The sequence below is a fragment of the uncultured Thermomonas sp. genome, from assembly GCF_937872235.1.
GTDB lineage: Bacteria > Pseudomonadota > Gammaproteobacteria > Xanthomonadales > Xanthomonadaceae > Thermomonas > Thermomonas beijingensis.
Map to the genome: position 1 here is coordinate 14,699 of NZ_CALMPC010000084.1, position 22,507 is coordinate 37,205.

Sequence of the window (22,507 nt, forward strand, 5' to 3'; positions counted from 1 at the left end):
CGTGCGTGTATGATTCGATGTTTTTATGACAGTGCGATGACGTAATTCGAAGAATCGTCATGATGCTCGCCAGATACTAAAATGGCGGACCCGAGGGCCCGCCATTGATAGTTCAAAACCGCATTGCTTACTTGACGTTCTGCGCCCAGTAGGCCTGGATCTGCTGCACCAGCGATTCCGGCAGCGGCACATAGCCCAGTGACTTGGCAGCGCCATCGCCATTGGCATACACCCAACGGAAGAACTCCACCGCGGCCTTAGTGCCGGGTTTGCCGTTCTTGTGCACCAGCATGAAGTTGGTGGCGGTGATCGGCCAGGCATTGGCACCCGGTGCATTGGTGACGATCAGGAAGAAATCCTTGGCCGACTTCCAGTCGGCGCTGGCAGCGGCTTCGGCAAAGCTGTCATCGCTCGGGTTGACGTAGTTTCCGGCGGCGTTCTTCAGACGCGAGTAGGGCAGTTTGTTTTGCACGGCAAATGCCAGTTCGACATAACCAATGCTGCCTTTGATCTGCTTGACGTAGGCTGACACGCCTTCGTTACCCTTGCCGCCGATCCCCACCGGCCACTTCACCGCGGTACCTTCACCCACCGCAGACTTCCACGCCGGGCTGACCTTGGACAAATAGTTGGTGAAGTTGAAGCTGGTGCCGGAGCCATCAGAGCGATGCACCACGGTGATCTTCAATGCGGGCAGTGGCAAACCCCGGTTGCTGGCAGCAATGCGCGGATCGTTCCACATCGTGATCTTGCCGAGGAAGATGTCGGCCAGCACATCCGGGTCCAGCTTCATCGTGCCGGCTGCGATGCCTGGCAGGTTGAACGCCGGCACGATGCCGCCGATGACCGACGGAAATTGCCCCAAGCCGGAGCGGGCCAGTTCTGCGGGCGGCAGTGGTTTGTCGGACGAACCAAAATCCACGGTGCCAGCCTTGATTTGGGCGATGCCGCCGCCGGAGCCGATGGACTGATAGTTCACTTCCTTGCCGGTGGCTGCCTTGTAGTCAGACGACCACTTGGACATGGCCGGGTACACAAACGATGCGCCTGCGCCGGTGACATCGGACGCGAATGCGCTGGTGGCAAAGCCGCTTGCCAGTACGAGTGCAGCGAGGCGGAACGTGAAAGACTTGGACACGAAGAGCTCCTGAGTGTGCGGATACGACGGGGTTTGCCCGTTTCGCAGTGCATTCAAGCGCGAGTTCGTGACAGACAGGCGTCGCTTGTATGACAAATTCATGACGCTGAGCGGCTGCGCGGTGCCACGGGTTGTGCGCGTGGCTGTTTGGCGGCGGGCAACTTGAAAACAGAAAAAAATCGTAAACGGAAATAAATCTGCAACCGTTGGCAGGTGAAATACACGACATGCGTGACGGGGGGAAGACCTGCGCGCAGTCCCGAACCATACAGCCATTTCACTGACACTGGAGCACCTCCATGCGCACCACCCGATTAGCCGCCGCGATTGTCCTGATTGCTGCTGGCAATATGAGTTTCAATGCCGCGGCACAGAGCGCGCCCAGCGCCAAAGACATTGCCGAAATGAAGGCGCAGATCGCCGCGCTGCAAGCTCAGATCCAGAGCCTGGAAGATCGCTCGCAAGATCTCGAGGCGCGCAGCGATGCGCAATCCGATGTCAATGTGGAGCAGGCCAAGGCGAATGAATCGCTAGCCACCATCGACTCACTGAAGAAATTGGTCAACGACACCAAGCTCAGCGGCCGCTTGTATTACGACCTGACCAATATCAACGACAGCAGCAAGGGCGTGAAGACCGACAAGTCCGGTTTCGCCTTCGACATCAAGCGCTTCTATTTGGGTGTAGACCACAAGTTCAACGATCAGTGGTCGATGAATTTGACTACCGACTTCCAGTACTCCTCGGCAATCTCCTCCACCGAGGTGTATCTGAAGAAGGCCTACATCCAATACAAACTCAGCGATGCCTTCGTGCTGCGCGCCGGTGCCGCCGATCTGCCATGGGTGCCGTTTGCCGAGAACTACTACGGCATGCGTTATATCGAAAACACCCTGACTGATCGCCTGAAGTTCGGCACTTCGGCGGACTGGGGTGTGCATGCCGGTGGCAAGCTGGCAGGCGGCGCCGTGGAGTACGCAGTGGCTGCGCTCAATGGCAATGGCTACAAGAACCCAAGCCGCAGCAAGGGACTGGATTTTGAAGGCCGCCTGAGCTTTGCGCCGACCGAGCAAACCGTGATTGGCGTGGGCGCGTATTCCGGCACCTTGGGTAAGGAGAAGCAAACGGTGAATGCCCTGCACACGGCCAATCGTGTGGATTTCCTTGCCGCCTACATGTCCGGCAATACCCGCTTGGGCGTCGAGTATTTCCAAGCCAACAACTGGAACAACGTCACCAGCGTTGCATCCGACAAGGCCAGTGGTTGGTCGTTGTGGGGCAGCGTGGGGTTGAACGACAAGGGCGTCACCCTGTTTGGCCGGTATGACAACACCGATGTCAGCAAGACACTGGATCCAAGCTTGCAGGACCGCTACTACAACATCGGCGTTGAGTGGCCGGTGGCACCTGGTGTGAAATTGGCGACGGTGTACAAGCACACCGACCAGCGCAACACGCTGCGCAGCAAGGATCTGAAGACCGACGAATTTGGCGTGTGGGGCGAATTCCGGTTTTGATCGCGCGTTTGCGTGCTGCGGCATCATTGCGGCGGGCTTCGGCCCGCCGTTTTCGTGATCAGGTTTCCCAGCTCGACGGCCCCTTGTCAGGCCAGCGACAGAGGTCGTGGATGGGGCAGTGCAGGCAATCGGGTTTGCGTGCTTTGCACATGTAGCGACCGTGCAAGATCAACCAGTGGTGCGCATCACGGGCAAACTCGCCGGGCACCAATTTCACCAGTTTGTCTTCCACTGTACGCACGTCTTTGCCCGGCGCAAGGCCGGTGCGATTGGCCACACGAAAGATATGCGTGTCCACGGCAATCGTGGGTTCGCCAAACGCGGTATTGAGCACCACATTGGCGGTCTTGCGGCCCACGCCTGGCAAGGCTTCCAGCGCGTCGCGGGTGCGCGGCACTTCGCCAGCGTGCAGGTCCAATAACTGCCGGCACAGCGCAATCACATTCGCCGCCTTGGCGTTATATAGACCAATGGTATTGATGTAGCCCTTCAGTCCGTCTTCCCCCAGTGCAAAGACCGCTGCCGGCGTGTTGGCGATCGGGTACAGCTTGCGCGTGGCTTTGTTGACGCCCACATCGGTGGCCTGCGCGGATAGCACCACCGCCACCAGCAATTCGAAGGGTGTGGTGTATTCCAGTTCGGTGGTGGGATGCGGGTTGGCATCGCGCAGGCGCGTGAATACTTCGCTGATCTGATCCGGGGACAGCTTGCTGTCACGTGCAGCTCGCGGTTTGCGCGACGCGGTCATGTGTGGCGCGCCTTCACTTTCGCCAAGGCCCGCGCCAGTGCATCGGCCGCGGCCGACGGCAACACGGCGGCTTGCGTTGCCGCAGGGGCCGGCGGTGGGCGGCGTGCGGCGTCCCGCTCGGCCTTGATCCGGGCCAGCCGTAGGGTACGGCTGCGGTAGCGCTCGCGTGCGGCCAGCGCGAAACGGCGTGCATCGCGAGCGGCGAGCAAGCGCGCAGTGCATGCGGGCGTGCAGGTTGGGCAGGCGGTGGCCTGCAGCAAGCCGAGTGTCAATGCTGCATCCCAATCCTCTTCCTGCAGCGCCCGGTGCAGCCGGTGCGCGGTGGCATCGGCTGCGCACGAGCAATGCGGGCATGGGGTAGGCATCAGCGGCCGTGGAAGCCGGGTTTGCGCTTTTCCAGAAACGCGCCGGTGCCTTCGCGCATATCGTCGGTGGCAAACATCAGCCCGAATTGCGCCGACTCATACTCCAGGCCTTCCTCGATCCCGCATTCGCTGCCCACGTTCACGCAGTCGATCATCCCGCGCAGCGCCAGCGGTGCGGCATTGGCCAATTGCGTGGCCAGCTTGGTGGTTTCGGCTTCCAACTCGGCGGCAGGCACCACGCGGTTGACGATGCCCAATTGCAGTGCGTGTTCGGCGCTGATCGGCGCGCCGGTCAGGCACAGCTCCAGCGTGGCGGCGCGCCCACACAGGCGCAGCAGGCGTTGGCTACCGCCAAAGCCGGGGATCAGGCCGAGGTTGATTTCCGGTTGACCCAGTTTGGCACTATCGGCGGCGATGCGCAGATGGCAGCACATCGCCAGCTCCAACCCGCCACCCAGTGCAAAGCCATTGATCATCGCGATCACCGGCTTGTTCAGCTTTTCCACCCGCCGCATCATGCGCGTGCCACGCAAGGAAAAATCGCGGCCCTGCACCGGGCTCAAACGGTTCATTTCCGCGATGTCAGCCCCGGCCACAAAGGCCTTGGGGCCCGCGCCGGTCAGCACCACCACGCGCACGGAGTGGTCAGCCGCGGCATCGGCGAAGGCGGCGTCCAGCGCGTCCAGCGTGGCGGCATTGAGCGCATTGAGCTTGTCGGGCCGGTTGATGGTGACAGTGCGAATGCCATTGCAGGTGTCAATTTGCAGGATTGTTGGACTCATACGGCCTCTTGCGGAGTTGATTTGCGTTTGGATACCAAGTGGTCAAATCGAAGCCGGGAACTTTCCACCCATGACCGGGTCGCAAAGTGGCCTCAGTGGCGGTTAAGCCTCTTGGCCGTTATCCTAGCGTGTCCAATCCGGGTCGGTTCGACCGGGGTGCCACAAATACCGCACAGCCAATCGGTTGTGGCGGATCCCAGGGCGGCATTGCCGCCCCATATTTTGAACGAGGTTTGTAAATGAAGTTGCGCGTGCTTGCTGCCACAGTGGCGGCCCTTACCCTGACCGCCGGCATCGCAACGGCGCAGACCAAACCCGCACCGGCCAAGGCGGCAACGCCTGCGGCCAAGCCCGCCGCTGGTGCTGCTGCAATGCCGGTGGTCGACAAGACCCATGCCAGCTACGCCTTCGGCTGGCAACTGGGCCAGGAACTGGCCAATACCGATGAGCCGATCGACATCGCTACCGTCGTGCGCGGTGTGCAAGATGCCTATGCCAAGAAGCAGCCGGCCTACACCGAGCAGCAGCTGGGTACCGCTTATTCCGGCTTCCAGAAGCGCATGGAAATCAAGGCGCAGGAAGCCTTCCGCAAGGCGCTGGCCGACAATCAGGCGCAGTCCGCTGATTTCGTCACCAAGTTCAAGGCCCAGACCGGCGTGATCACCATGCCCAGCGGCATCATGTACCGTGTGGCCAAGGCCGGCACCGGCGCCAAGCCGACCGCCAACAGTGAAGTGCAGATCGCATTCCGCAGCTTCCTGGCTGCCGTTGGCGTGCCGCTCAGTGGCGTGCAGACGCCGCCGGCATTCAAAGTATCCGATGCGCCGATCGCCGCGCTGAAGGAAACCCTGCCGCTGATGCAGCAGGGCACCGTGTACGAGGTCATCATTCCGCCGGGTAAGGGCTTGGGTGGGGCTCAGAATGAACAGTTCGCGCAGCAGGCCGTGGCTTTGCAGATCGAGTTGGGCGCAGTGAAATAAGTACGAGCTTGCGTTGATGTGGTTCCAATGCGCCGGCTTCGTGCCGGCGCATTGCATTTGGCCGCTAGTAAACTAGGTTCAATGAGCACGCCTTATCACACCGTCCTGAGTCCCTGCACTGGCATATGCACGTTGGCTGACGATGGGCTGTGCATTGGTTGTCATCGTAGTGGTGGTGAAATTGCGGCGTGGTCGGTGATGCACGACGACCTGCGCCTGCATATCATGGATGTGGTGCTGCCAGAACGTGCCGCACGTCGGGAACCCATGTGAAGCCCACCGACACCCTGCTGGCAAGGTTGCGCGGCGCAATCCACCCATTGTCCGCACCGCCGCAGACGCCAGCATGGAATCTGGCTGAGTTGGACGGCCTGCCTTTGCCGGCCATGCCCAGGCCCGCAGCGGTACTGGTGGGGATTATCCCGCGTGTGGATGGCGCAGAGGTCCTGCTGACCCGTCGCACCGATCGGTTACGACATCATGCTGGCCAAGTCAGTTTCCCCGGTGGCAGCATCGAGCCGGGCGACCTGCATCCTGCCGACGCTGCCCTGCGCGAGGCGCGGGAGGAGGTGGGCCTTTTGCCAGCCCAGGCGCAGGCGCTGGGCTATCTGGATCCGCTGCTCACACTGACCGGCTTTCAGATCTTGCCCACCGTGGTTTGGGTGGATCCGGCATTTCATCCGCAGCCGGACCCTGACGAGGTGGCGGATGTGTTCGCAGTGCCTCTGGAGTTGCTGATGGATCCTGCTCAGCTGGATACCATCGAACTGCAATTGGGCGGACGCACGCGCCACGTGTTCCAATACCGCTATGCACATCAGCGTATTTGGGGTGTGACCGCTTCGATTCTGTACAACCTGCGGCAACGGTTGGCCAGTGCAACAACCGGGAGAACGTGATGGCTGGATGGACAACCGTGGTGCAGGCCGATATTTTTTCGATGGCCTTGAACCGCACCGACGTGGTGATCCTGGATTGCCGGTTTTCGCTGCTGGATCCGGTGTTGGGAGAGCAAGCGTGGCGGCAAGGGCATTTGCCAGGTGCACAGTACGCGCATCTGGAGCGCGATCTGTCGGACATGACCCAGAAGGGGCAGGGGCGACACCCGTGGCCGCAGGTAGAGACGTTCGTCAGTAAATTGGCGCAATGGGGGATCGATCCTTCGACCCAGGTCATTGCCTATGACGACGGTGATGGTGCATTCGCGGCGCGGCTGTGGTTTTTGTTGCGCAGCCTTGGCCATGAAAAGGTTGCGGTGCTGGATGGTGGTTGGTCACACTGGGTGTCGTTGGGTTTGCCCACCACATCGATGCAGCGTGCGCCGATGACTGTGCGCCCGTATCCCGCGGTGTTTGATACCACGTATTTGCTGGATGCCGACGCCGTGCAAGCGCATTTGGATGATGGCGGCATGTTGCTGGATGCACGTGCAGCGGTGCGCTTTCGCGGTGAGGAAGAACCCATTGATCGAGTTGCCGGGCATGTGCCGGGCGCGATCAATCGGCCGTATGCGCAAAATTTGGGGCCAGATGGCCGATTCAAATCACCGATGCAATTGGCTGCCGAATTCCGTGAATTATTAGCCGGGCGCGACCCCGTTGAAGTGGTCAGCATGTGCGGCTCAGGTGTCACTGCCTGCCACACGCTGCTGGCGATGGAGCGCGCAGGGTTGCGCGGTGCACGCCTGTACACCGGATCGTGGAGCGGCTGGATCACCGATCCTACCCGGCCGGTGGCGACGGGCGCTTGAACATGGCTCAAGTTGAAATCTGGCATCGCCCAACTTGCAGCAATTCACGCGGGGCATTGGAACTCATTCGTGAAGCCGGCATCGAGCCTGTGATCGTGGATTACATCCGGCATCCGCCCAGTCAGGCGCAATTACGCAAAGCGATTGCCGATGCCGGGTTGACGGTGCGCGAGGCCATGCGCAACAAGGAGCCGGAATACGCCGAACAAGGGTTGGGTAATCCCGTGCTGAGTGACGACGCATTGCTGGATGCGATGGTTGCCACGCCGAAGCTGATCAATCGCCCGTTTGTGTTTACCGGCAAGGGTGTCCGTCTGTGCCGGCCGCCGGAGATGGTGCTGGATCTGCTCTGAAGTCGGGCTTATTTCCCGATCCGCGCCAACATTGCACGCAGCGCCGCCTGTGTGTCCGGTTCCATCCACGCGGACACGAAACGATCCAGATCGATGCGCTCATCACGCAGGCAGTCCACCACTGCCGCGCGTGCAATGCGGCGGGTTTCGCGCATTGGCATCGTGGGCAGCTTCAATAAATCCTCCAGCCATGCACGGGCGCGTACCGCCACGTTGTCGATATCGGTCAACTCGTCTACCAACCCGATCTGCAGGGCTTCGGCAGCTTCTGGCATTGCCCCGGCGACCAGTAGGCGTTCGGCGCGATGGGGGCCCACGGCGCGAGACAGTAAAGCCTGGATACCTTCCGGGGCGACCAGGCCCACTTGCGTTTCGTTCAAGCCAATGCGGTATGGGCCGTCGGCCAAGATGCGGTAATCGCAGCATAGCGCCAGCACGCAGCCGCCTGCCGGCGCGTGCCCAGCCATCGCGGCCACGACCGGTACGGAGCAGCTGGCCAGTGCGTGTGCCGCATTGAAAAATGCCCGCCATGCGCGCAGCAGTGCGTCCTGATCATCGCCTAGTGAAAGCAGGTACGGCACATCCAATCCGGCAGAAAAGACTTTGGGGCCACCGGCCAGCACGATGCCTTGCGCACCTTGCTCAATTGCCGCCTGGACTGCATGCGTCAACGCATTGCACAGCTCCGGGTTCAGCGCGTTGACGGGCGCACGCTGCAGGCGCAGTTCGTGGATATTGTGATGAACGCTGCTTTCAATCAGGGACATGGCGATTCCTTGTGCAACTCGGCCTGCAATGTAACGTGCAACCTGGTTTGAAGCTCAAACCGTCTGAATACGCTCAGAAGCTCGACGTACTGCAGGGGGGAGCGGGGTTGGCTTGCCGCTGCGGCGTTCCACCCACACCGCGACTACATTGCCATCGCAATGTAGTGTGCCATCTGCAGCCACGATGCGGTGGCCAATCACCACGCTGGTGGTGCCCAGGCGTTCGGTAAAAAGTTCGACGAATACATCGGCTGGATATTCGATGGGCCGTTTGAAGTGGAGGGTGGCCGAGGCCACCACGGGCGCGGCAGTGTCGGTCACCCAATCTTCGCCGATGGTGGCAAACCACTCGATGCGCGCCTGTTCCAGAAACGTCAGGTAACGCGCATTGTTGATGTGGTTGAACGCGTCCAGATCGCTCCAGCGCAAATGGATCGGAGTACGGAAGGGTGTGCTCATGTGCTGGTTTTCTTCTTCGATTTGACGGGTTTGCCTGCGGCAGAGGATGCGCGTGCTTTTTCGAGCAAAGGCGCAAGGAAACGGCCGGTATGCGAGGCCGGATTGGCGGCCACGGTCTCTGGCGTGCCTTGCGCGATGATTTGCCCGCCGCGATGGCCACCTTCCGGGCCCAGATCCACCACCCAGTCGGCGGTTTTGATCACGTCCAGATTGTGTTCGATCACCACCACCGTGTTGCCGTCATTGCGCAGGCGATGCAGTACATCCAGCAGGGCTTCGATATCGTGGAAATGCAGGCCGGTGGTGGGTTCATCGAGGATGTACAGCGTGCGCCCGGTATCGCGGCGCGAGAGCTCTTTCGACAATTTCACGCGCTGCGCTTCGCCACCGGAGAGTGTGGTCGCACTCTGCCCCAGCTTGATATAACTCAGACCTACGTCGATCAGCGTTTCCAGTTTGCGCGCGATGCTGGGCACCGGTGCGAACAGATCCAGCGCGTTCTCCACCGTCATTTCCAGTACGTCGCGGATGCTGTGGCCCTTGTACAGGATTTCCAATGTTTCGCGGTTGTAGCGTTTGCCTTGGCAGACATCGCACGGCACATACACATCCGGCAAGAAGTGCATTTCCACCTTGATCAAGCCATCGCCCTGGCAAGCTTCGCAGCGACCGCCGCGCACATTGAACGAAAAGCGTCCCGGTGAATAGCCGCGCGCGCGCGCTTCCGGCACCTGCGCATACAGTTCGCGCAATGGCGTAAACAGGCCGGTGTAGGTGGCGGGGTTACTGCGCGGGGTGCGGCCAATCGGGGATTGGTCGATATCCACCACCTTGTCGAATAAATCCAACCCGATGATGTCCTTGTAGGGTGCGGGGGTGTGCGAGGCACCATTGATTTCATTGGCGGCCAATGCATACAACGTGTCGTTGATCAGGGTGGATTTTCCCGAGCCAGACACACCCGTTACGCAAGTCAATAACCCCGCTGGAATTTCCAAATCCACGTGCTGCAAATTGTTGCCGTGCGCACCCTTGAGCTTGAGCAGCAGTTTGCGGTTGGGCGGATAACGCAGCGCCGGCACGGCAATGGCTTTTTTGCCCGACAAGTATTGCCCGGTCAACGAGCGCGGTGCTTGCAGTACATCTTGCAGGCTGCCTTGTGCCACCACTTCGCCGCCGTGCACGCCGGCACCCGGGCCGATGTCCACGATGTGGTCGGCCAGTCGGATCGCATCCTCATCGTGCTCGACCACGATCACCGTGTTGCCCAGATCACGCAGTCGCGTCAGTGTGCCCAGCAGGCGTTCGTTGTCGCGCTGATGCAGGCCGATGGATGGCTCGTCCAGCACATACATCACCCCCACCAAGCCCGCGCCAATTTGCGACGCCAAGCGGATGCGCTGCGCCTCGCCGCCGGATAGCGAATCCGCCTTGCGTTCCAAACTCAAGTAATCCAGCCCCACATCGACCAGGAACCCCAAGCGTTCACGAATTTCCTTGACGATTTTGGCGGCGATCTCCCCGCGCCAACCGGGCAGCGACAATGTCTCAAAAAAGCGCAGGCAGGCATCAATCGGCAATACCGCGATTTCGGGCAGCGGCTTGTCGGCCACGAACACATTGCGTGCTTGTCGATTCAAGCGTGCGCCACCGCACTCGGTGCAGGGCCGTTCGCTGATGTACTTCGAAAGTTCCTCACGCACCGCCGCACTTTCGGTTTCGCGATAACGGCGCTCCAGATTTGGCACGATGCCCTCGAATGCATGCTTGCGCTGATGTTTGCTGCCCGACTCACTGACGTAAGTCAGCGTGATCGCCTCAGTGCCGCTACCGTGCAAAATGATGTTGCGGGTGGCTTCCGGCAACTCCTGCCATGGCATATCCACATCAAAGCGGTAATGCTTGGCCAACGAGGTAATCATCGAAAAATAATAGGCGTTGCGGCGATCCCAACCGCGCATCGCACCGGCCGCCAGCGAGAGCTCCGGGTGCGCCACCACCCGCACCGGGTCAAAAAATTGCGCCACACCTAACCCATCGCAACCGGGGCAGGCGCCGACCGGGGAGTTGAACGAAAACAGGCGTGGCTCCAACTCCGGCAACGAATAGTCGCACACCGGGCAGGCGTATTTCGAGGAAAACAGCAGTGGTTCGCGCGTGACATCGTCCATCGATTGCACGATGGCCATGCCGTCGCCCAATTTGAGCGCAGTTTCAAACGACTCCGCCAGCCGTTGGCGGATATCGGCACGTGGCTTGAAGCGGTCGATCACCGCTTCGATGGTGTGCTTCTGCCGAAGTGCCAATGCCGGCACCGCATCGATTTCGTGCAGCACACCGTTCACCCGTACCCGCACATAGCCTTGCGCACGCAGCTGGTCGAACACGTGCAGGTGTTCGCCCTTGCGTTCGCGCACCACCGGTGCCAACAACATCCAGCGCTGGCTTGCCAGCGTTGCATCGGACTCCATCGCCAGCACTTGGTCCACCATCTGGCTGACCGTCTGCGCTTCCAATGGGAAATGATGGTCCGGGCAACGCGGGCTGCCCACGCGCGCGTACAGCAGGCGCATGTAGTCGTGGATTTCGGTGATCGTGCCCACCGTCGAGCGCGGATTGTGGCTGGTGGATTTCTGCTCGATCGAAATTGCCGGGCTCAAGCCCTCGATATGGTCCAGATCGGGCTTGTCCATCACGCTCAAAAACTGCCGCGCATACGCCGACAGCGATTCCACGTAGCGACGCTGGCCTTCGGCATAAATCGTGTCGAATGCCAGCGACGACTTGCCCGAGCCGGACAATCCGGTGATGACGATCAACTTGTCACGCGGCAAGTCGAGATCGATATTTTTGAGGTTATGCGTCCGTGCGCCGCGTAGGCGGATTGTGTCCAGCGCCATTGCCGTATGTCCTGCCGATGGGGGCGGCCAGCGCTGTGCGCAGGCCAATGGACAAGCGTAGCGAGTGCGGGATTTGCGGGCAAATCGCCTGGTTTGCTTCATTCAGGTGCTTGGTTGACCGTAAGCCGATGAATCCCTTACAATTCCGCTCCTGTCTGCCCGCTGGGCGGCAGGACGTAGCAAAACCATCCAAGCACTACTCAAGAAAAACTACAGAATCGAGAGACCTACCATGTACGCAGTTGTAGTCACCGGCGGTAAGCAATACCGCGTGATGCAGGGCGAAACGCTCCGCGTCGAATTGCTCGAAGCCGAAGCCGGCAGCGAGATCAAGTTGGACAATGTGTTGATGCTCGGCGATGCCGACGGTATCAAGATTGGCGATGCCATCAAGAATGCCGCTGTCACCGCTACCGTGGTTGGCCACGGCCGCGCCGACAAGGTGCGCATCGTCAAGTTCCGTCGCCGCAAGCATCACCGCAAGCAGATGGGTCACCGTCAGCATTACACCGAAATTCAGATCACCGGCATCAACGCCTGATCGTCAGCCTGGAGGATTCAAGCAATGGCACATAAAAAGGCAGGCGGCAGTACCCGTAACGGCCGCGATTCCAACCCGAAGTACCTGGGCGTGAAGATGTATGGCGGCCAGGCGATTGAAGCCGGCAACATCATCGTGCGTCAGCGTGGCACCCAGTTCCACCCGGGCACCGGCGTGGGCCTCGGTCGCGATCACACCCTGTTCGCGCTGGTCGATGGCAAGGTGGAGTTCACCACCAAGGGCCCGAACAAGCGTCGCACGGTCAACATCGTCGCCGCGCAATAATTGGTGGTGGCGTGTTGCGAAGAGCCCCGCTTCGGCGGGGCTTTTCGTTTCTACGACGCGCGGCTCCGCAGGCGGGCGTCTGACAACTTTGCTTTAATGACAGCAAGATACTGAAAGCTCCGGCCCAGGCGGGAGTGGTGAGAAGGCAGGCATGAAACTCGTAGACGAAGCAGAAATCATGGTGACCGCCGGCAATGGCGGCAACGGCTGCATTGCGTTTCGGCGCGAGAAATTCATTCCGCTGGGCGGCCCCAATGGCGGCGATGGCGGTGCTGGCGGCGATGTCTGGCTGCTGGCTGACGAAAATCTCAATACCTTGGTGGATTTTCGTCACGAAACCCGCTTCAAGGCCCAGCGCGGTGAAAACGGCATGGGCAGCCAGATGTATGGCAAGGCCGGCGAGGACAAGACCATCACGGTGCCGGTGGGCACGGTGGTGCACAACGTCGATACCGATGAAATCATCGGTGACCTGACCACGCACGGTCAGCGCCTGCTGGTGGCCAAGGGCGGCGTGGGCGGACTGGGCAATATGCATTTCAAGAGCTCGGTCAACCGCACCCCGCGCAAGGCGACATCGGGTACCGAGGGCGAAAGCCGCGTGCTGCGGCTGGAATTGAAGCTGCTGGCCGACGTGGGCCTGTTGGGTTTTCCCAATGCCGGCAAAAGCACGTTCATCCGTGCGGTGTCGGCGGCCACGCCCAAAGTGGCGGACTACCCGTTCACCACCCTGTACCCGAATTTGGGCGTGGTCAGTGTGGAAGTGGGACGCAGTTTCGTGATTGCCGATATTCCCGGCCTGATCGAAGGCGCGGCCGATGGCGCGGGGCTGGGTAGCCTGTTCCTGCGCCATGTGCAGCGCACCCGCCTGCTGCTGCATTTGGTGGATATCGCGCCGATGGAAGGCGGTATCGAAGCCTCCCCGGCCGAACAGGTGCGCGCAATTGAAAACGAGCTGCGCAAATACGACCCGGCGATGCTGGAAAAACCACGTTGGCTGGTGCTGAACAAGGCCGACTTGATGTTCGAAGACGAAGCCAAAGCCGCTGCTGAAGCGATTGTGGCCGAGTTGGGCTGGACCGAGCCGTGGTACCTGGTTTCAGCGCTGGGCCGTGAAGGCACCCGCCCGATCATGCTGGCGGTGCAGACCTTCTTTGACCGGTTGCGTGAAGACGCGCTGGAAGCGGCGGCAGCTTCGGCGCCTTGAACGGGGCTTGCGGTACAAGCAACCCCCAAACAAAAACCCGGCTTGCGCCGGGTTTTCGACCGAATCCAACGGGCCCGGAATCAGGCGGTTTTAAGCGCCTTGATGCGGGCGGTCAGGCGCGACTTGTGACGGGCGGCCTTGTTCTTGTGGATCAGGCCACGTGCAGCGAAACGATCCAGCAGCGGCTGGGCGGTGGCGAATGCTTCGGTGGCGGCGGTAGCGTCATTGGCGTCCAGCGCCTTGATGACTTTCTTGACGGCAGTGCGCAGCTGCGAGCGCTGGGCAACGTTACGTTCGTTGCGCACCACGGTCTGCTTGGCGCGCTTTTTGGCGGACTTGATATTGGCCACTGGAAATCCTGAAGTGTCTGGGGTGTCGGCGGGATGCGTCCGCTGGCACAATAGCCGGCGAACGATGGATTCGGGAAGACTAAGAATTATGGCGGATTCAATGGCTTGGGTCAACAAACCTCCAAAGCAAGCCCCGCGACTGCGCGCCCGGCGGGCTGCGCAAGCGTGAGCAAACCAGTACAGGCCGGCGGCGGCAAGCCGCGCAGCATGGCCCGCGGGGTGCTTTCGTTTGGCGGCATGACCCTGCTCAGCCGAGTGTTCGGGCTGGTGCGTGATCAGGTGTTCAACACTACCTTTGGCACCAATTGGATGACCGATGCATTCTGGGTGGCGTTTCGCATTCCCAATTTCATGCGTCGCTTGTTTGCCGAAGGTTCATTTTCCACCGCCTTCGTGCCGGTATTCACCGAAATCAAGGAAAAGCGCGGCCACGCCGAACTGCGCGAGTTGATGGCGCGCACCGCCGGCACCTTGGGCGGCATCTTGCTGCTGGTGACCGCGCTGGGGATGATCTTTGCGCCGCAATTGGCCGCCGGGTTTACCCAAGCCGATCCGGCGCCGGGCCAAAACCAGTTGATTACCGATCTGCTGCGGCTGACCTTTCCATTTTTGCTGTTTGTTTCGCTGACAGCATTGGCGGCCGGTGCGCTGAATAGTTTCCAGCGGTTCGGCTGGCCGGCGTTTACCCCCATCATCCTCAACCTGTGCATGATCGCCGGTGCGCTGTGGGGCTCGAAATTCACCACCCCGCCGATCATGGCGATGGGCTGGGCCATTCTGGCCGCGGGCGTGCTGCAACTGTTGTTTCAGTTGCCGCAATTGGCGCAATTGGATTTGTTGGTACTGCCGCGCTGGGGCTGGCATCACCCGGATATTCGCCGGGTGGTGACCTTGATGGTGCCCACGCTGTTGGGCTCGTCGGTGGCGCAGGTCAACCTGCTGTTTGACACATTCATCGCGGCGATGCTGGTGCACGGCTCGCAGAGTTGGCTATCCACCGCCGACCGCTTTCTGGAGTTTCCGCTGGGCGTGTTCGGCATTGCATTGGGCACGGTGATTTTGCCCACGCTGTCGCGCCATCACGTCAATACCGACCGTGTCGGGTTTTCGAAATCATTGGACTGGGGTCTGCGCACGACCATGATCATCATCCTGCCGGCCATGCTGGGCTTGATGCTGCTGTCGCTGCCGCTGGTGTCCACCATTTTTCAATATGGCAAATTCACCGCCGAAGCGGCACGCATGACCGCCTTGTCGGTGTTCGGTTTGAGCTTTGGCTTGCCTGCATTTGCATTGGTCAAAACTGTGTTGCCGGCGTTCTATGCACGGCAAGACACCAAAACCCCGGTGCGCGCCGGGTTGGTGGCGATGGTGGCGAATATGGTGTTCAACGTGGGCATGTTGGCGCTGCTGTATCAGCTGTGGGTGCCCGCATCGGCCAAGACGGGCGGGGTGATGGAGACCTTGGCCAATGTGCCGGGCCTGCATTTTGCACTGGGCGTGGCCAGCGCGCTGTCGAGCTATCTCAATTTGCTGCTGCTGTGGCGCTGGCTGCGCAAGGCCGACGTGTTCGATTTGCAGCCTGGCTGGTCAAGTTTCTTGCTGCGCACGCTGCTGGCCAATGCGGCAATGGCGGCGGCGGTGCTGTATGGCTTGCATCTGGCACCGGACTTCACCGAAGTCGGCAAATGGCAGCGGTTGGGCTGGCTGGCATTGTTGGTGGGTGGTGGCGCGGCCACGTATGGCGCGGCGATGCTGGCGCTGGGCTTCCGCCCGCGTGATTTCCGCGAGCACTGACGTGCTTGCGGGGCCGCCCCGGATGCTGCACCGCAGCTATACTTGGCGATACTCATGAACCACCTCTTCCGCGACACCACCGGGCCGGCGCTTTGCCCACAAGGATGCGTGGTCTGCATCGGTGCTTTCGATGGCCTGCACCTGGGGCATCGTGCGCTGGTGGGCCACGCGGTGGCGCGTGCGCGGGTGTTGGGTGTGCCGGCAGTGGGGCTCAGCTTCGAACCCTTGCCGCGTGAGTTCTTCGCTGCCGCGCAACTGCCACCGCGCTTGATGCTGCCACGTGCCAAGGCCGAGGGCCTGCGCGCACTGGGCTGCGATGGCGTGGGTCTGTTGCGCTTCAATGCAGCGATGACGCAAATGCCTGCGGAGGAGTTTGTGCGCACGGTGCTGGTGGCGCGCTTGGACGCACGCGAAGTGTGGGTGGGCCCTGGCTTTCGCTTTGGGCATGCACGCGGCGGCGATCTGGCACTGCTGCAAACCATGGGCGCGGCCTTGGGCTTTAGCGCACAGGCGATTGAACCGGTACTTGCAGATGGCGAGCGCGTGTCCAGCACGCGCATCCGCAGTGCCTTGCAGGGGGGCGACTTCGCGCAGGCCACGCGCCTGTTGGGGCGGCCGTATGCCATTGGCGGACATGTGGTGCGTGGACGGCAATTGGGCCGCACCTTGGGGTTTCCTACCGCCAATTTACGCTTTCGCGGCAAGACTCCGGCGCTGCACGGGATCTATGCCACGAGGGTGCATGGCGTGACGGACACGCCGTGGCCTTCGGTGTCGAGTTTTGGCACGCGGCCCACCGTGGATGGCGTGGAGCCATTGCTGGAAGCGCACCTGTTTGATTTTTCTGGCGATCTGTATGGTCGTCGCATCGACGTTGAATTCGTGGCGCATTTGCGCGACGAAGAAAAATTCCCCGGCTTGCCCGCACTCGTCACCCAGATGCGTCTGGATGAAGCACGTGCACGGGCTATCCTTCTTACGAACGCATCGACCCAACAGGCATCCGCGTGAGCGAACAGAGCGAAAACCCCTACAAGTCCACCATCCTGCTGCCGGACACCGCATTCCCGATGCGTGGCGATTTGCCCAAGCGCGAGCCAGACACCTTGGCGCGCTGGGAAGCGGAAGGCCTGTACACGCAAATTCGCAGCGCCGCCAAAGGCCGCCCGCAATTCGTGTTGCATGACGGCCCGCCGTATGCCAATGGCGCGATCCACCTGGGCCACGCGGTCAACAAGATCCTGAAAGACATCATCGTCAAATCGAAGACCTTGGCCGGTTTCGATGCACCGTACATCCCCGGCTGGGATTGTCACGGGCTGCCGATCGAAATCGCCATCGAAAAGAAATTCGGCAAGGTTGGCGTCAAGCTCGATGCCACCGAGTTCCGGCAGAAGTGCCGCGAATACGCGACCGCGCAGATCGACGTGCAGCGCAAGGACTTCAAGCGTCTTGGCGTATTGGGTGACTGGGACAACCCGTACCGCACTCTCGACTTCAAATTCGAGGCCGATGAAATCCGCGCGCTGGCCAAGGTGGTGGATAACGGCCATCTGCTGCGCGGGGTGAAGCCGGTGTACTGGTGCTTCGACTGCGGCAGCGCACTGGCCGAAGCCGAGATCGAATATCAGGACAAGACATCGCCGGCGGTGGACGTGGCCTACAGCGCGCGCAACCCGCAGCAAGTCAGCCGCGCGTTTGGCAGCGAATTGCCGGAAGGTGTGGAGGTGGCGATCCCGATTTGGACCACCACGCCGTGGACGCTGCCGGCCTCGCTGGCGATCTCGTTGGGGCCGGAGCTGGAATACAGCCTCGTGGAAGGCCCGGCCAAGGCCGACGGCACGCCGCGCTGGCTGGTGCTGGCGAGCGCGTTGGTGGAAAAAGCTTTGGCGCGTTATGGCGTGAACGACGAGGCAGTGCACGGCCGCGCGCTGGGTGAGAAGCTTGAAGGCCTGCTGTTTGCGCATCCGTTCTACGCCGAGCGCGATATCCCCGTGCTGGTGGGCGATCACGTCAGTGCCGAAGACGGTACCGGCGCGGTGCATACCGCCCCCGGCCACGGCCAAGAAGACTTCGTGGTGGGGCAAAAATACGGCTTGATCGAAAAGTACACGGCAGCGCAGCTCAATCCGGTCGATGGGCGCGGCGTGTATCTGCCGTCCACACCGAACGCCGGCGATGTGGACCTGACCCAGTTGCATGTGTGGAAAGCCAACGACGCGATTGTCGAGGTGCTGCGTGACAACGGCACGCTGCTGGCTTTCAGCAAGATCACCCACAGCTATCCGCATTGCTGGCGGCACAAGACGCCGATTGCGTTCCGTGCCACCCCGCAGTGGTTTATTTCGATGGAGCAAGCCGGCCTGCGCCGCGATGCCTTGGCCGCGATTGAAACGGTCAAGTGGTACCCGGAGTGGGGACAGGCGCGCATCGCCGGCATGGTGGATGGGCGTCCGGACTGGACGATCTCGCGCCAGCGCACCTGGGGCGTGCCGATTGCCCTGTTCGTGCATCGCGAAACCGGCGACATCCACCCGCGCACGGTCACGCTGATGCATGAGGTGGCCGCTAAGGTGGAGCAGGGTGGTATCGATGTCTGGTATTCACTGGACACTTCCGAGTTGCTGGGCGACGAAGCCAAGGACTACGACAAGATCACCGACATTCTGGATGTCTGGTTCGACTCCGGTGTCACCCACGAATGCGTGGTGGCCGCGCGCGGTTTGGGCAAGCCGGCGGATTTGTATTTGGAAGGCTCCGATCAGCATCGTGGCTGGTTCCAGAGTTCGCTGCTGACCGGTGTGGCGATGGACAAGGCCGCGCCGTATCGGCAATGCCTGACCCACGGCTTCACCGTCGATGAACACGGGCGCAAGATGTCCAAATCACTGGGCAACGGGATCGAGCCGCAGGACATCATGAACAAGCTGGGCGCGGACATCCTGCGCCTGTGGATTGCCAGCACCGACTACAGCAACGAGATGTCGCTGTCGCAGGAAATCCTCAAGCGCAATGCCGACGCCTACCGCCGCATTCGCAATACCGCACGCTTCTTGCTGGGCAATCTGTCCGGCTTCGATCCGGCGCAGCATCTGGTTGCAGCGCAAGACATGGTGGCACTGGATCGCTGGATCGTGCATCGTGCCTGGCAGGTGCAGCAAACCATCGAGGCGGCGTACGCCAATTACGATTTCGCCCTGGTGGTGCAAACGCTGATGAATTTCTGCAGCGTCGATTTGGGCTCGCTGTATCTGGACGTCACCAAGGATCGTCTGTACACGATGCCGGAAAACGCAGCCGGCCGACGCAGCGCGCAGAGCGCGATGTATCTGATTGCGGAAAGCTTCACCCGCTGGATTGCGCCGATCCTGAGCTTCACCGCCGACGAGTTGTGGGGCCATTTGCCTGGCCAGCGTGAAGGCAATGTGCTGCTGGCCACATGGTTCACCGGGCTGACCGCGCTGCCGGAAGACGCACCGCTGGCAGCCAAGGATTTCGAAGGCCTGCTGGACCTGCGCGAACATGTCACCAAGGCGTTGGAGCCACTGCGTGCCGAGGGCAAGATCGGTGCGGCGCTGGAGGCAGACATCGAACTGCATTGCAGCGTGGCCGATCAGAATTGGCTCTCGCCCTTGGTCGATGAGCTGCGCTTCCTGCTGATCAGTGGCGATGTGACACTGGTGCCGGATGCCGATGCCAAGACGATTGCGGTTTCCGTGCAGCCAACGCAGAAGCACAAATGCGTGCGCTGCTGGCATCATCGCGAAGACGTTGGCACACACGCCACGCATCCGCTGTTGTGTGGCCGCTGCGTGAGCAATGTGGACGGCGCTGGCGAAGTGCGGAAGTGGTTCTGATGAACAGACTTCGCCCCAATGCACTTCCCTGGCTGGCGGTCTCGATGCTGGTTCTGGGCCTCGACCAATGGTCGAAGTGGTGGGTGCTGGCCAACTTGCCCGAATACACCGCAGTACCGGTGATCGATGGTTTCTGGAACTGGTACCGCACCTACAACACCGGTGCGGCGTTCAGTTTTCTGGCCGATGCCGGTGGTTGGCAGACATATTTTTTCGTAGTGTTGGCGTTTGCCATCAGTGGCTTGATGGCGTGGATGCTGGCGCGCACGCCACGCAGTGACTGGAAGCAGGCGCTGCCGCTGTCGCTGGTGATCGGCGGCGCGCTGGGCAATGTCATCGACCGCTTCGCGCATGGGCACGTGGTGGATTTCATACAGTGGTATGTGGGCACGCATTACTGGCCAGCATTCAACATCGCCGATTGCGCGGTAGTGGGGGGCGCGATCGGCATGGCGCTGTTTGGCGTGCTGGGCGGCAAACCCGCATCGAAGCAAGGATAATCACGCTATGGCCGTCATGCTTGCCAACCCTCGCGGCTTTTGCGCCGGCGTGGATCGCGCGATTGAAATCGTCAAACGGACGCTGGAGATTTACGGCGCGCCGATCTATGTGCGGCATGAAGTGGTGCACAACAAATTCGTGGTTGATGATCTGAAAGCACGCGGTGCGGTGTTCGTGGAAGAGCTCGATGAAGTGCCTGACGGCGCCACCGTGATTTTCAGCGCACATGGCGTCTCGCAAGCGGTACGCGCCGAAGCCGGTCGGCGCGGTTTGAAGGTGTTCGACGCCACCTGCCCACTGGTGACCAAGGTGCATTTGGAAGTCAGTCGTACCCATCGGCGTGGCCGCGACATGGTGCTGATTGGCCATGCCGGGCACCCGGAAGTGGAAGGCACGATGGGCCAGTGGGGGCGCGGCGGCAACGATGGCCAGATCCATCTGGTGGAAGACAGTGACGACGTAGCCACGTTGCAACTCAAGCAACCCGACAACTGCGCCTACACCACGCAAACCACCCTCAGCGTGGACGATACCCGCGACATCATCGCTGCGCTGCGGGCGAAGTTTCCGAATATTCAAGGCCCCAAGCACGACGACATCTGCTACGCCACCCAGAACCGCCAGGACGCGGTGCGCGATCTGGTGCGCAATGGCTGTGAGGTGGTGTTGGTGGTGGGCTCCCCCAATTCGTCCAACTCCAATCGATTGCGTGAGCTGGCCGAGCGCGAGGGTGCACGTGCATGGCTGATCGACGGAGCCGACGAAATCGACCCGGCGTGGGTAGCAGGCGGCGTACGCATCGGTGTAACGGCAGGCGCATCCGCCCCGGAAGTCCTGGTGCAGGGCGTGCTGGCCCGCCTGCATGCGTTAGGCGCGGCCAATGTGCAAGAACTGCACGGCGAGCCCGAGAGCATGGTGTTTGCCCTGCCCAAGGAACTGCGTGTGTTGGCAGACTGAGCCGGCAGCCGGTATCATAGCCAGCTGCGCCGAAGTAGCTCAGTCGGTAGAGCAACTGATTCGTAATCAGTAGGTCGGAGGTTCGATTCCTCTCTTCGGCACCAATTTAGTTTCCTCAGACTTGCCGTAATATCGATGAAACCGCGCTACGGCGCGGTTTTTTCATGTAGCGACCAGTCGCCACGCAGGGCAGATCGTTGACGCACAGTGGCCAGTAATACCTGCATGATGACCGGGTGCTTCAAACAAAAACGCCCAACTGAGAACAGTTGGGCGTTGTGTATTGGTGGTGGAGTTTAACAGAAAACCAAACCCACATATCAGTAGGCTCTCAGCCCCGGTCGGAAGCCTTGAGACCTTCGCGCGATTCCGGGGAAGGATTTCGCGCAACCGCACATGCCCATGATTGTAAGTTCAGAGAGGCAGATTGGCACTCGCAGTTGCCACGACTGCCGGGGAATCTCGGGGCCGCAACTTGGCTTTCCTCTCGTTTGTCGCCGTAATGCCCGGCACGAACGACGAAAGGAAATGCCATGCAAACCGAACCCGCCTTCACCGAAACGGAGCTTGCACATCGGTGGAACGTCAGCATCAAGACCCTACAACGCTGGCGCAGCGAAGAACGCGGCCCGCCGTATATCAAGCTCTCAAAGGCTGTCCGCTATCCAGTGGATGAGATCGTCACCTATGAGCAGGCGATCCGCCAGGGCATGTCCAACGAAGCGCCGTTGCCATCTTTATGCGACGCGCAGCCCGTTGTCGAATCTCCCGCGCCCGCCGCCCCCGAACCAAAGCGGTACTACTTGAGCGAGGCCTTCGCACTCATCGCGCAGTACGGCAGTCTTGAAGCGGCCGAGGCCGCGCTGACGGAGGTGCGTGATGAAACCCAAGGTTGATGCCGATAGACAGGGTGTTGTGTCCGGCCCGGATGAGCCAGTCATCACGTATCCGGTCCTCGATGAAAACCAGTTGTCCTCGAGGTGGAATCTCTCACCCAAGACGCTGCAAAAGTGGCGCTCGGAAGGAATCGGCCCGCCCGCCTGGCACCTCAACAGATCTATCCGTTACCTTCTGATGGAGGTCGAGGCCTTCGAGCGCAAGGCTCGGGTCACTTGGAAATCCCCAACCGGACGCCCGTTGTCCGAATCGTCACCCACAGCACGCGAAGACGCCATCAAGCAGATGATGCAGAAGCGGGCCACACGCCGCGATCAGGTTTTTTACTCCGCCAAGGATGTGGTCGACATCACTGG

Annotated in this window: 24 protein-coding genes and 1 tRNA gene; 17 read left to right on the forward strand and 8 right to left on the reverse strand. The window is 61.0% G+C overall.

Going from position 1 to position 22,507, the window contains the following annotated elements:
• Positions 1–127 precede the first annotated feature (127 nt).
• Complete coding sequence (gene pstS, locus QWB57_RS07765) at positions 128–1,099, reverse strand: phosphate ABC transporter substrate-binding protein PstS (protein ID WP_223628782.1); 972 nt, start codon at positions 1,097–1,099, stop codon at positions 128–130.
• 338 nt (positions 1,100–1,437) lie between these two features.
• Here pstS and QWB57_RS07770 point away from each other — a divergent pair, with 338 nt between their 5' ends.
• Complete coding sequence (locus tag QWB57_RS07770) at positions 1,438–2,655, forward strand: porin (protein WP_223628593.1); 1,218 nt, start codon at positions 1,438–1,440, stop codon at positions 2,653–2,655.
• 58 nt (positions 2,656–2,713) lie between these two features.
• Here QWB57_RS07770 and nth read toward each other — a convergent pair whose 3' ends face one another.
• From nth to QWB57_RS07785, 3 genes are read right to left on the reverse strand one after another with little or no spacing between them, the layout of a single operon-like run.
• The gene (nth, locus tag QWB57_RS07775) at positions 2,714–3,403 is read right to left on the reverse strand and encodes an endonuclease III (RefSeq protein ID WP_223628596.1); all 690 of its coding nucleotides are present in this window, start codon (positions 3,401–3,403) and stop codon (positions 2,714–2,716) included.
• Positions 3,400–3,768, reverse strand: a complete 369-nt coding sequence (locus tag QWB57_RS07780) for a hypothetical protein (RefSeq protein WP_223628598.1) — start codon at positions 3,766–3,768, stop codon at positions 3,400–3,402. Before QWB57_RS07780 ends, nth begins: the two co-directional genes overlap by 4 nt.
• Positions 3,768–4,550 carry an enoyl-CoA hydratase-related protein gene (locus tag QWB57_RS07785; protein ID WP_288969041.1) on the reverse strand — a complete coding sequence of 261 codons (783 nt, stop codon included), beginning with the start codon at positions 4,548–4,550 and terminating at the stop codon, positions 3,768–3,770. The genes QWB57_RS07780 and QWB57_RS07785 overlap by 1 nt, the downstream gene beginning before the upstream one ends.
• A 239-nt stretch (positions 4,551–4,789) precedes the next feature.
• Here QWB57_RS07785 and QWB57_RS07790 point away from each other — a divergent pair, with 239 nt between their 5' ends.
• The 5 genes from QWB57_RS07790 to arsC all read left to right on the forward strand — a co-directional run bounded on the left by QWB57_RS07790 (position 4,790) and on the right by arsC (position 7,633).
• Positions 4,790–5,530: an FKBP-type peptidyl-prolyl cis-trans isomerase N-terminal domain-containing protein gene (locus QWB57_RS07790; RefSeq protein WP_288969042.1), complete on the forward strand. Its 741-nt coding sequence runs from the start codon at positions 4,790–4,792 to the stop codon at positions 5,528–5,530.
• A gap of 81 nt (positions 5,531–5,611) precedes the next feature.
• The gene (locus QWB57_RS11975; RefSeq protein WP_223628607.1) at positions 5,612–5,803 is read left to right on the forward strand and encodes a DUF1289 domain-containing protein; all 192 of its coding nucleotides are present in this window, start codon (positions 5,612–5,614) and stop codon (positions 5,801–5,803) included.
• On the forward strand, positions 5,800–6,429 hold the full coding sequence (locus QWB57_RS07795) for a CoA pyrophosphatase (RefSeq protein WP_223628611.1): 630 nt from the start codon (positions 5,800–5,802) through the stop codon (positions 6,427–6,429). Before QWB57_RS11975 ends, QWB57_RS07795 begins: the two co-directional genes overlap by 4 nt.
• Positions 6,429–7,280, forward strand: coding sequence for a sulfurtransferase (locus tag QWB57_RS07800; protein WP_223628613.1), 852 nt, complete (start codon positions 6,429–6,431; stop codon positions 7,278–7,280). The genes QWB57_RS07795 and QWB57_RS07800 overlap by 1 nt, the downstream gene beginning before the upstream one ends.
• 2 nt (positions 7,281–7,282) lie before the next feature.
• A complete protein-coding gene (arsC, locus tag QWB57_RS07805) occupies positions 7,283–7,633 on the forward strand; it encodes an arsenate reductase (glutaredoxin) (RefSeq protein WP_223628615.1) in 351 nt (116 codons plus the stop codon).
• Positions 7,634–7,641: 8 nt separating this feature from the next.
• On the opposite strand, the gene QWB57_RS07810 is transcribed toward arsC, so the two are convergent.
• Genes QWB57_RS07810 through uvrA form a run of 3 tightly spaced genes read right to left on the reverse strand, consistent with a single transcriptional unit; the run spans position 7,642 to position 11,759 of the window.
• A complete protein-coding gene (locus QWB57_RS07810; RefSeq protein WP_223628619.1) occupies positions 7,642–8,400 on the reverse strand; it encodes an enoyl-CoA hydratase/isomerase family protein in 759 nt (252 codons plus the stop codon).
• Positions 8,401–8,454: 54 nt separating this feature from the next.
• On the reverse strand, positions 8,455–8,859 hold the full coding sequence (locus QWB57_RS07815; RefSeq protein ID WP_223628621.1) for a thioesterase family protein: 405 nt from the start codon (positions 8,857–8,859) through the stop codon (positions 8,455–8,457).
• Positions 8,856–11,759, reverse strand: coding sequence for an excinuclease ABC subunit UvrA (uvrA, locus tag QWB57_RS07820; protein ID WP_223628622.1), 2,904 nt, complete (start codon positions 11,757–11,759; stop codon positions 8,856–8,858). Before uvrA ends, QWB57_RS07815 begins: the two co-directional genes overlap by 4 nt.
• A 232-nt stretch (positions 11,760–11,991) precedes the next feature.
• Here uvrA and rplU point away from each other — a divergent pair, with 232 nt between their 5' ends.
• The 3 genes from rplU (at position 11,992) to obgE (ending at position 13,792) form a co-directional block, all read left to right on the forward strand.
• The gene (gene rplU / locus QWB57_RS07825) at positions 11,992–12,300 is read left to right on the forward strand and encodes a 50S ribosomal protein L21 (RefSeq protein WP_223628623.1); all 309 of its coding nucleotides are present in this window, start codon (positions 11,992–11,994) and stop codon (positions 12,298–12,300) included.
• Between the two features lie 24 nt (positions 12,301–12,324).
• Positions 12,325–12,585, forward strand: a complete 261-nt coding sequence (gene rpmA, locus QWB57_RS07830) for a 50S ribosomal protein L27 (protein WP_223628626.1) — start codon at positions 12,325–12,327, stop codon at positions 12,583–12,585.
• 151 nt (positions 12,586–12,736) lie between these two features.
• On the forward strand, positions 12,737–13,792 hold the full coding sequence (obgE, locus tag QWB57_RS07835) for a GTPase ObgE (RefSeq protein WP_223628629.1): 1,056 nt from the start codon (positions 12,737–12,739) through the stop codon (positions 13,790–13,792).
• Positions 13,793–13,872: 80 nt separating this feature from the next.
• Here the strand turns inward: obgE and rpsT are convergent, their stop codons facing one another.
• The gene (rpsT, locus tag QWB57_RS07840) at positions 13,873–14,142 is read right to left on the reverse strand and encodes a 30S ribosomal protein S20 (protein WP_223628633.1); all 270 of its coding nucleotides are present in this window, start codon (positions 14,140–14,142) and stop codon (positions 13,873–13,875) included.
• 207 nt (positions 14,143–14,349) lie between these two features.
• On the opposite strand from rpsT, the gene murJ reads away from it, so the two are divergent.
• The 8 genes from murJ to QWB57_RS07880 form a co-directional block, all read left to right on the forward strand.
• Positions 14,350–15,939 (forward strand): murein biosynthesis integral membrane protein MurJ, encoded by a 1,590-nt coding sequence (murJ, locus tag QWB57_RS07845; RefSeq protein WP_288969047.1) that lies wholly within the window; start codon positions 14,350–14,352, stop codon positions 15,937–15,939.
• Between the two features lie 54 nt (positions 15,940–15,993).
• Positions 15,994–16,950 (forward strand): bifunctional riboflavin kinase/FAD synthetase, encoded by a 957-nt coding sequence (locus tag QWB57_RS07850; RefSeq protein ID WP_223628635.1) that lies wholly within the window; start codon positions 15,994–15,996, stop codon positions 16,948–16,950.
• Between the two features lie 59 nt (positions 16,951–17,009).
• Positions 17,010–19,796, forward strand: a complete 2,787-nt coding sequence (gene ileS, locus QWB57_RS07855; RefSeq protein ID WP_223628787.1) for an isoleucine--tRNA ligase — start codon at positions 17,010–17,012, stop codon at positions 19,794–19,796.
• A complete protein-coding gene (lspA, locus tag QWB57_RS07860) occupies positions 19,796–20,296 on the forward strand; it encodes a signal peptidase II (RefSeq protein ID WP_223628636.1) in 501 nt (166 codons plus the stop codon). Before ileS ends, lspA begins: the two co-directional genes overlap by 1 nt.
• A gap of 7 nt (positions 20,297–20,303) precedes the next feature.
• Positions 20,304–21,254 (forward strand): 4-hydroxy-3-methylbut-2-enyl diphosphate reductase, encoded by a 951-nt coding sequence (gene ispH, locus QWB57_RS07865; RefSeq protein ID WP_223628637.1) that lies wholly within the window; start codon positions 20,304–20,306, stop codon positions 21,252–21,254.
• A 28-nt stretch (positions 21,255–21,282) separates the two neighbouring features.
• Positions 21,283–21,358: transfer RNA gene (locus QWB57_RS07870), tRNA-Thr, on the forward strand.
• Positions 21,359–21,787: 429 nt separating this feature from the next.
• Positions 21,788–22,150: a helix-turn-helix domain-containing protein gene (locus QWB57_RS07875; RefSeq protein ID WP_288969045.1), complete on the forward strand. Its 363-nt coding sequence runs from the start codon at positions 21,788–21,790 to the stop codon at positions 22,148–22,150.
• Positions 22,134–22,507, forward strand: a 374-nt coding sequence (locus tag QWB57_RS07880; RefSeq protein ID WP_324454194.1) for a helix-turn-helix domain-containing protein, incomplete at its 3' end; no start/stop codon positions are given. The genes QWB57_RS07875 and QWB57_RS07880, both read left to right, overlap by 17 nt.

What these genes read in the sequence shown, in the direction of transcription:
- QWB57_RS07790 (WP_288969042.1), top strand. Translation starts at nt 4,790, where the DNA reads ATGAAGTTGCGCGTGCTTGCTGCCACAGTGGCGGCCCTTACCCTGACC.
- uvrA (WP_223628622.1), bottom strand. Translation starts at nt 11,759, where the DNA reads ATGGCGCTGGACACAATCCGCCTACGCGGCGCACGGACGCATAACCTC.
- QWB57_RS07875 (WP_288969045.1), top strand. Translation starts at nt 21,788, where the DNA reads ATGCAAACCGAACCCGCCTTCACCGAAACGGAGCTTGCACATCGGTGG.
- QWB57_RS07800 (WP_223628613.1), top strand. Translation starts at nt 6,429, where the DNA reads ATGGCTGGATGGACAACCGTGGTGCAGGCCGATATTTTTTCGATGGCC.
- rplU (WP_223628623.1), top strand. Translation starts at nt 11,992, where the DNA reads ATGTACGCAGTTGTAGTCACCGGCGGTAAGCAATACCGCGTGATGCAG.
- obgE (WP_223628629.1), top strand. Translation starts at nt 12,737, where the DNA reads ATGAAACTCGTAGACGAAGCAGAAATCATGGTGACCGCCGGCAATGGC.
- QWB57_RS07850 (WP_223628635.1), top strand. Translation starts at nt 15,994, where the DNA reads ATGAACCACCTCTTCCGCGACACCACCGGGCCGGCGCTTTGCCCACAA.
- QWB57_RS07780 (WP_223628598.1), bottom strand. Translation starts at nt 3,768, where the DNA reads ATGCCTACCCCATGCCCGCATTGCTCGTGCGCAGCCGATGCCACCGCG.
- QWB57_RS07815 (WP_223628621.1), bottom strand. Translation starts at nt 8,859, where the DNA reads ATGAGCACACCCTTCCGTACTCCGATCCATTTGCGCTGGAGCGATCTG.
- lspA (WP_223628636.1), top strand. Translation starts at nt 19,796, where the DNA reads ATGAACAGACTTCGCCCCAATGCACTTCCCTGGCTGGCGGTCTCGATG.
- QWB57_RS11975 (WP_223628607.1), top strand. Translation starts at nt 5,612, where the DNA reads ATGAGCACGCCTTATCACACCGTCCTGAGTCCCTGCACTGGCATATGC.
- ispH (WP_223628637.1), top strand. Translation starts at nt 20,304, where the DNA reads ATGGCCGTCATGCTTGCCAACCCTCGCGGCTTTTGCGCCGGCGTGGAT.
- murJ (WP_288969047.1), top strand. Translation starts at nt 14,350, where the DNA reads ATGGCCCGCGGGGTGCTTTCGTTTGGCGGCATGACCCTGCTCAGCCGA.
- arsC (WP_223628615.1), top strand. Translation starts at nt 7,283, where the DNA reads ATGGCTCAAGTTGAAATCTGGCATCGCCCAACTTGCAGCAATTCACGC.
- rpmA (WP_223628626.1), top strand. Translation starts at nt 12,325, where the DNA reads ATGGCACATAAAAAGGCAGGCGGCAGTACCCGTAACGGCCGCGATTCC.
- nth (WP_223628596.1), bottom strand. Translation starts at nt 3,403, where the DNA reads ATGACCGCGTCGCGCAAACCGCGAGCTGCACGTGACAGCAAGCTGTCC.
- ileS (WP_223628787.1), top strand. Translation starts at nt 17,010, where the DNA reads ATGCGTGGCGATTTGCCCAAGCGCGAGCCAGACACCTTGGCGCGCTGG.
- QWB57_RS07785 (WP_288969041.1), bottom strand. Translation starts at nt 4,550, where the DNA reads ATGAGTCCAACAATCCTGCAAATTGACACCTGCAATGGCATTCGCACT.
- QWB57_RS07810 (WP_223628619.1), bottom strand. Translation starts at nt 8,400, where the DNA reads ATGTCCCTGATTGAAAGCAGCGTTCATCACAATATCCACGAACTGCGC.
- QWB57_RS07770 (WP_223628593.1), top strand. Translation starts at nt 1,438, where the DNA reads ATGCGCACCACCCGATTAGCCGCCGCGATTGTCCTGATTGCTGCTGGC.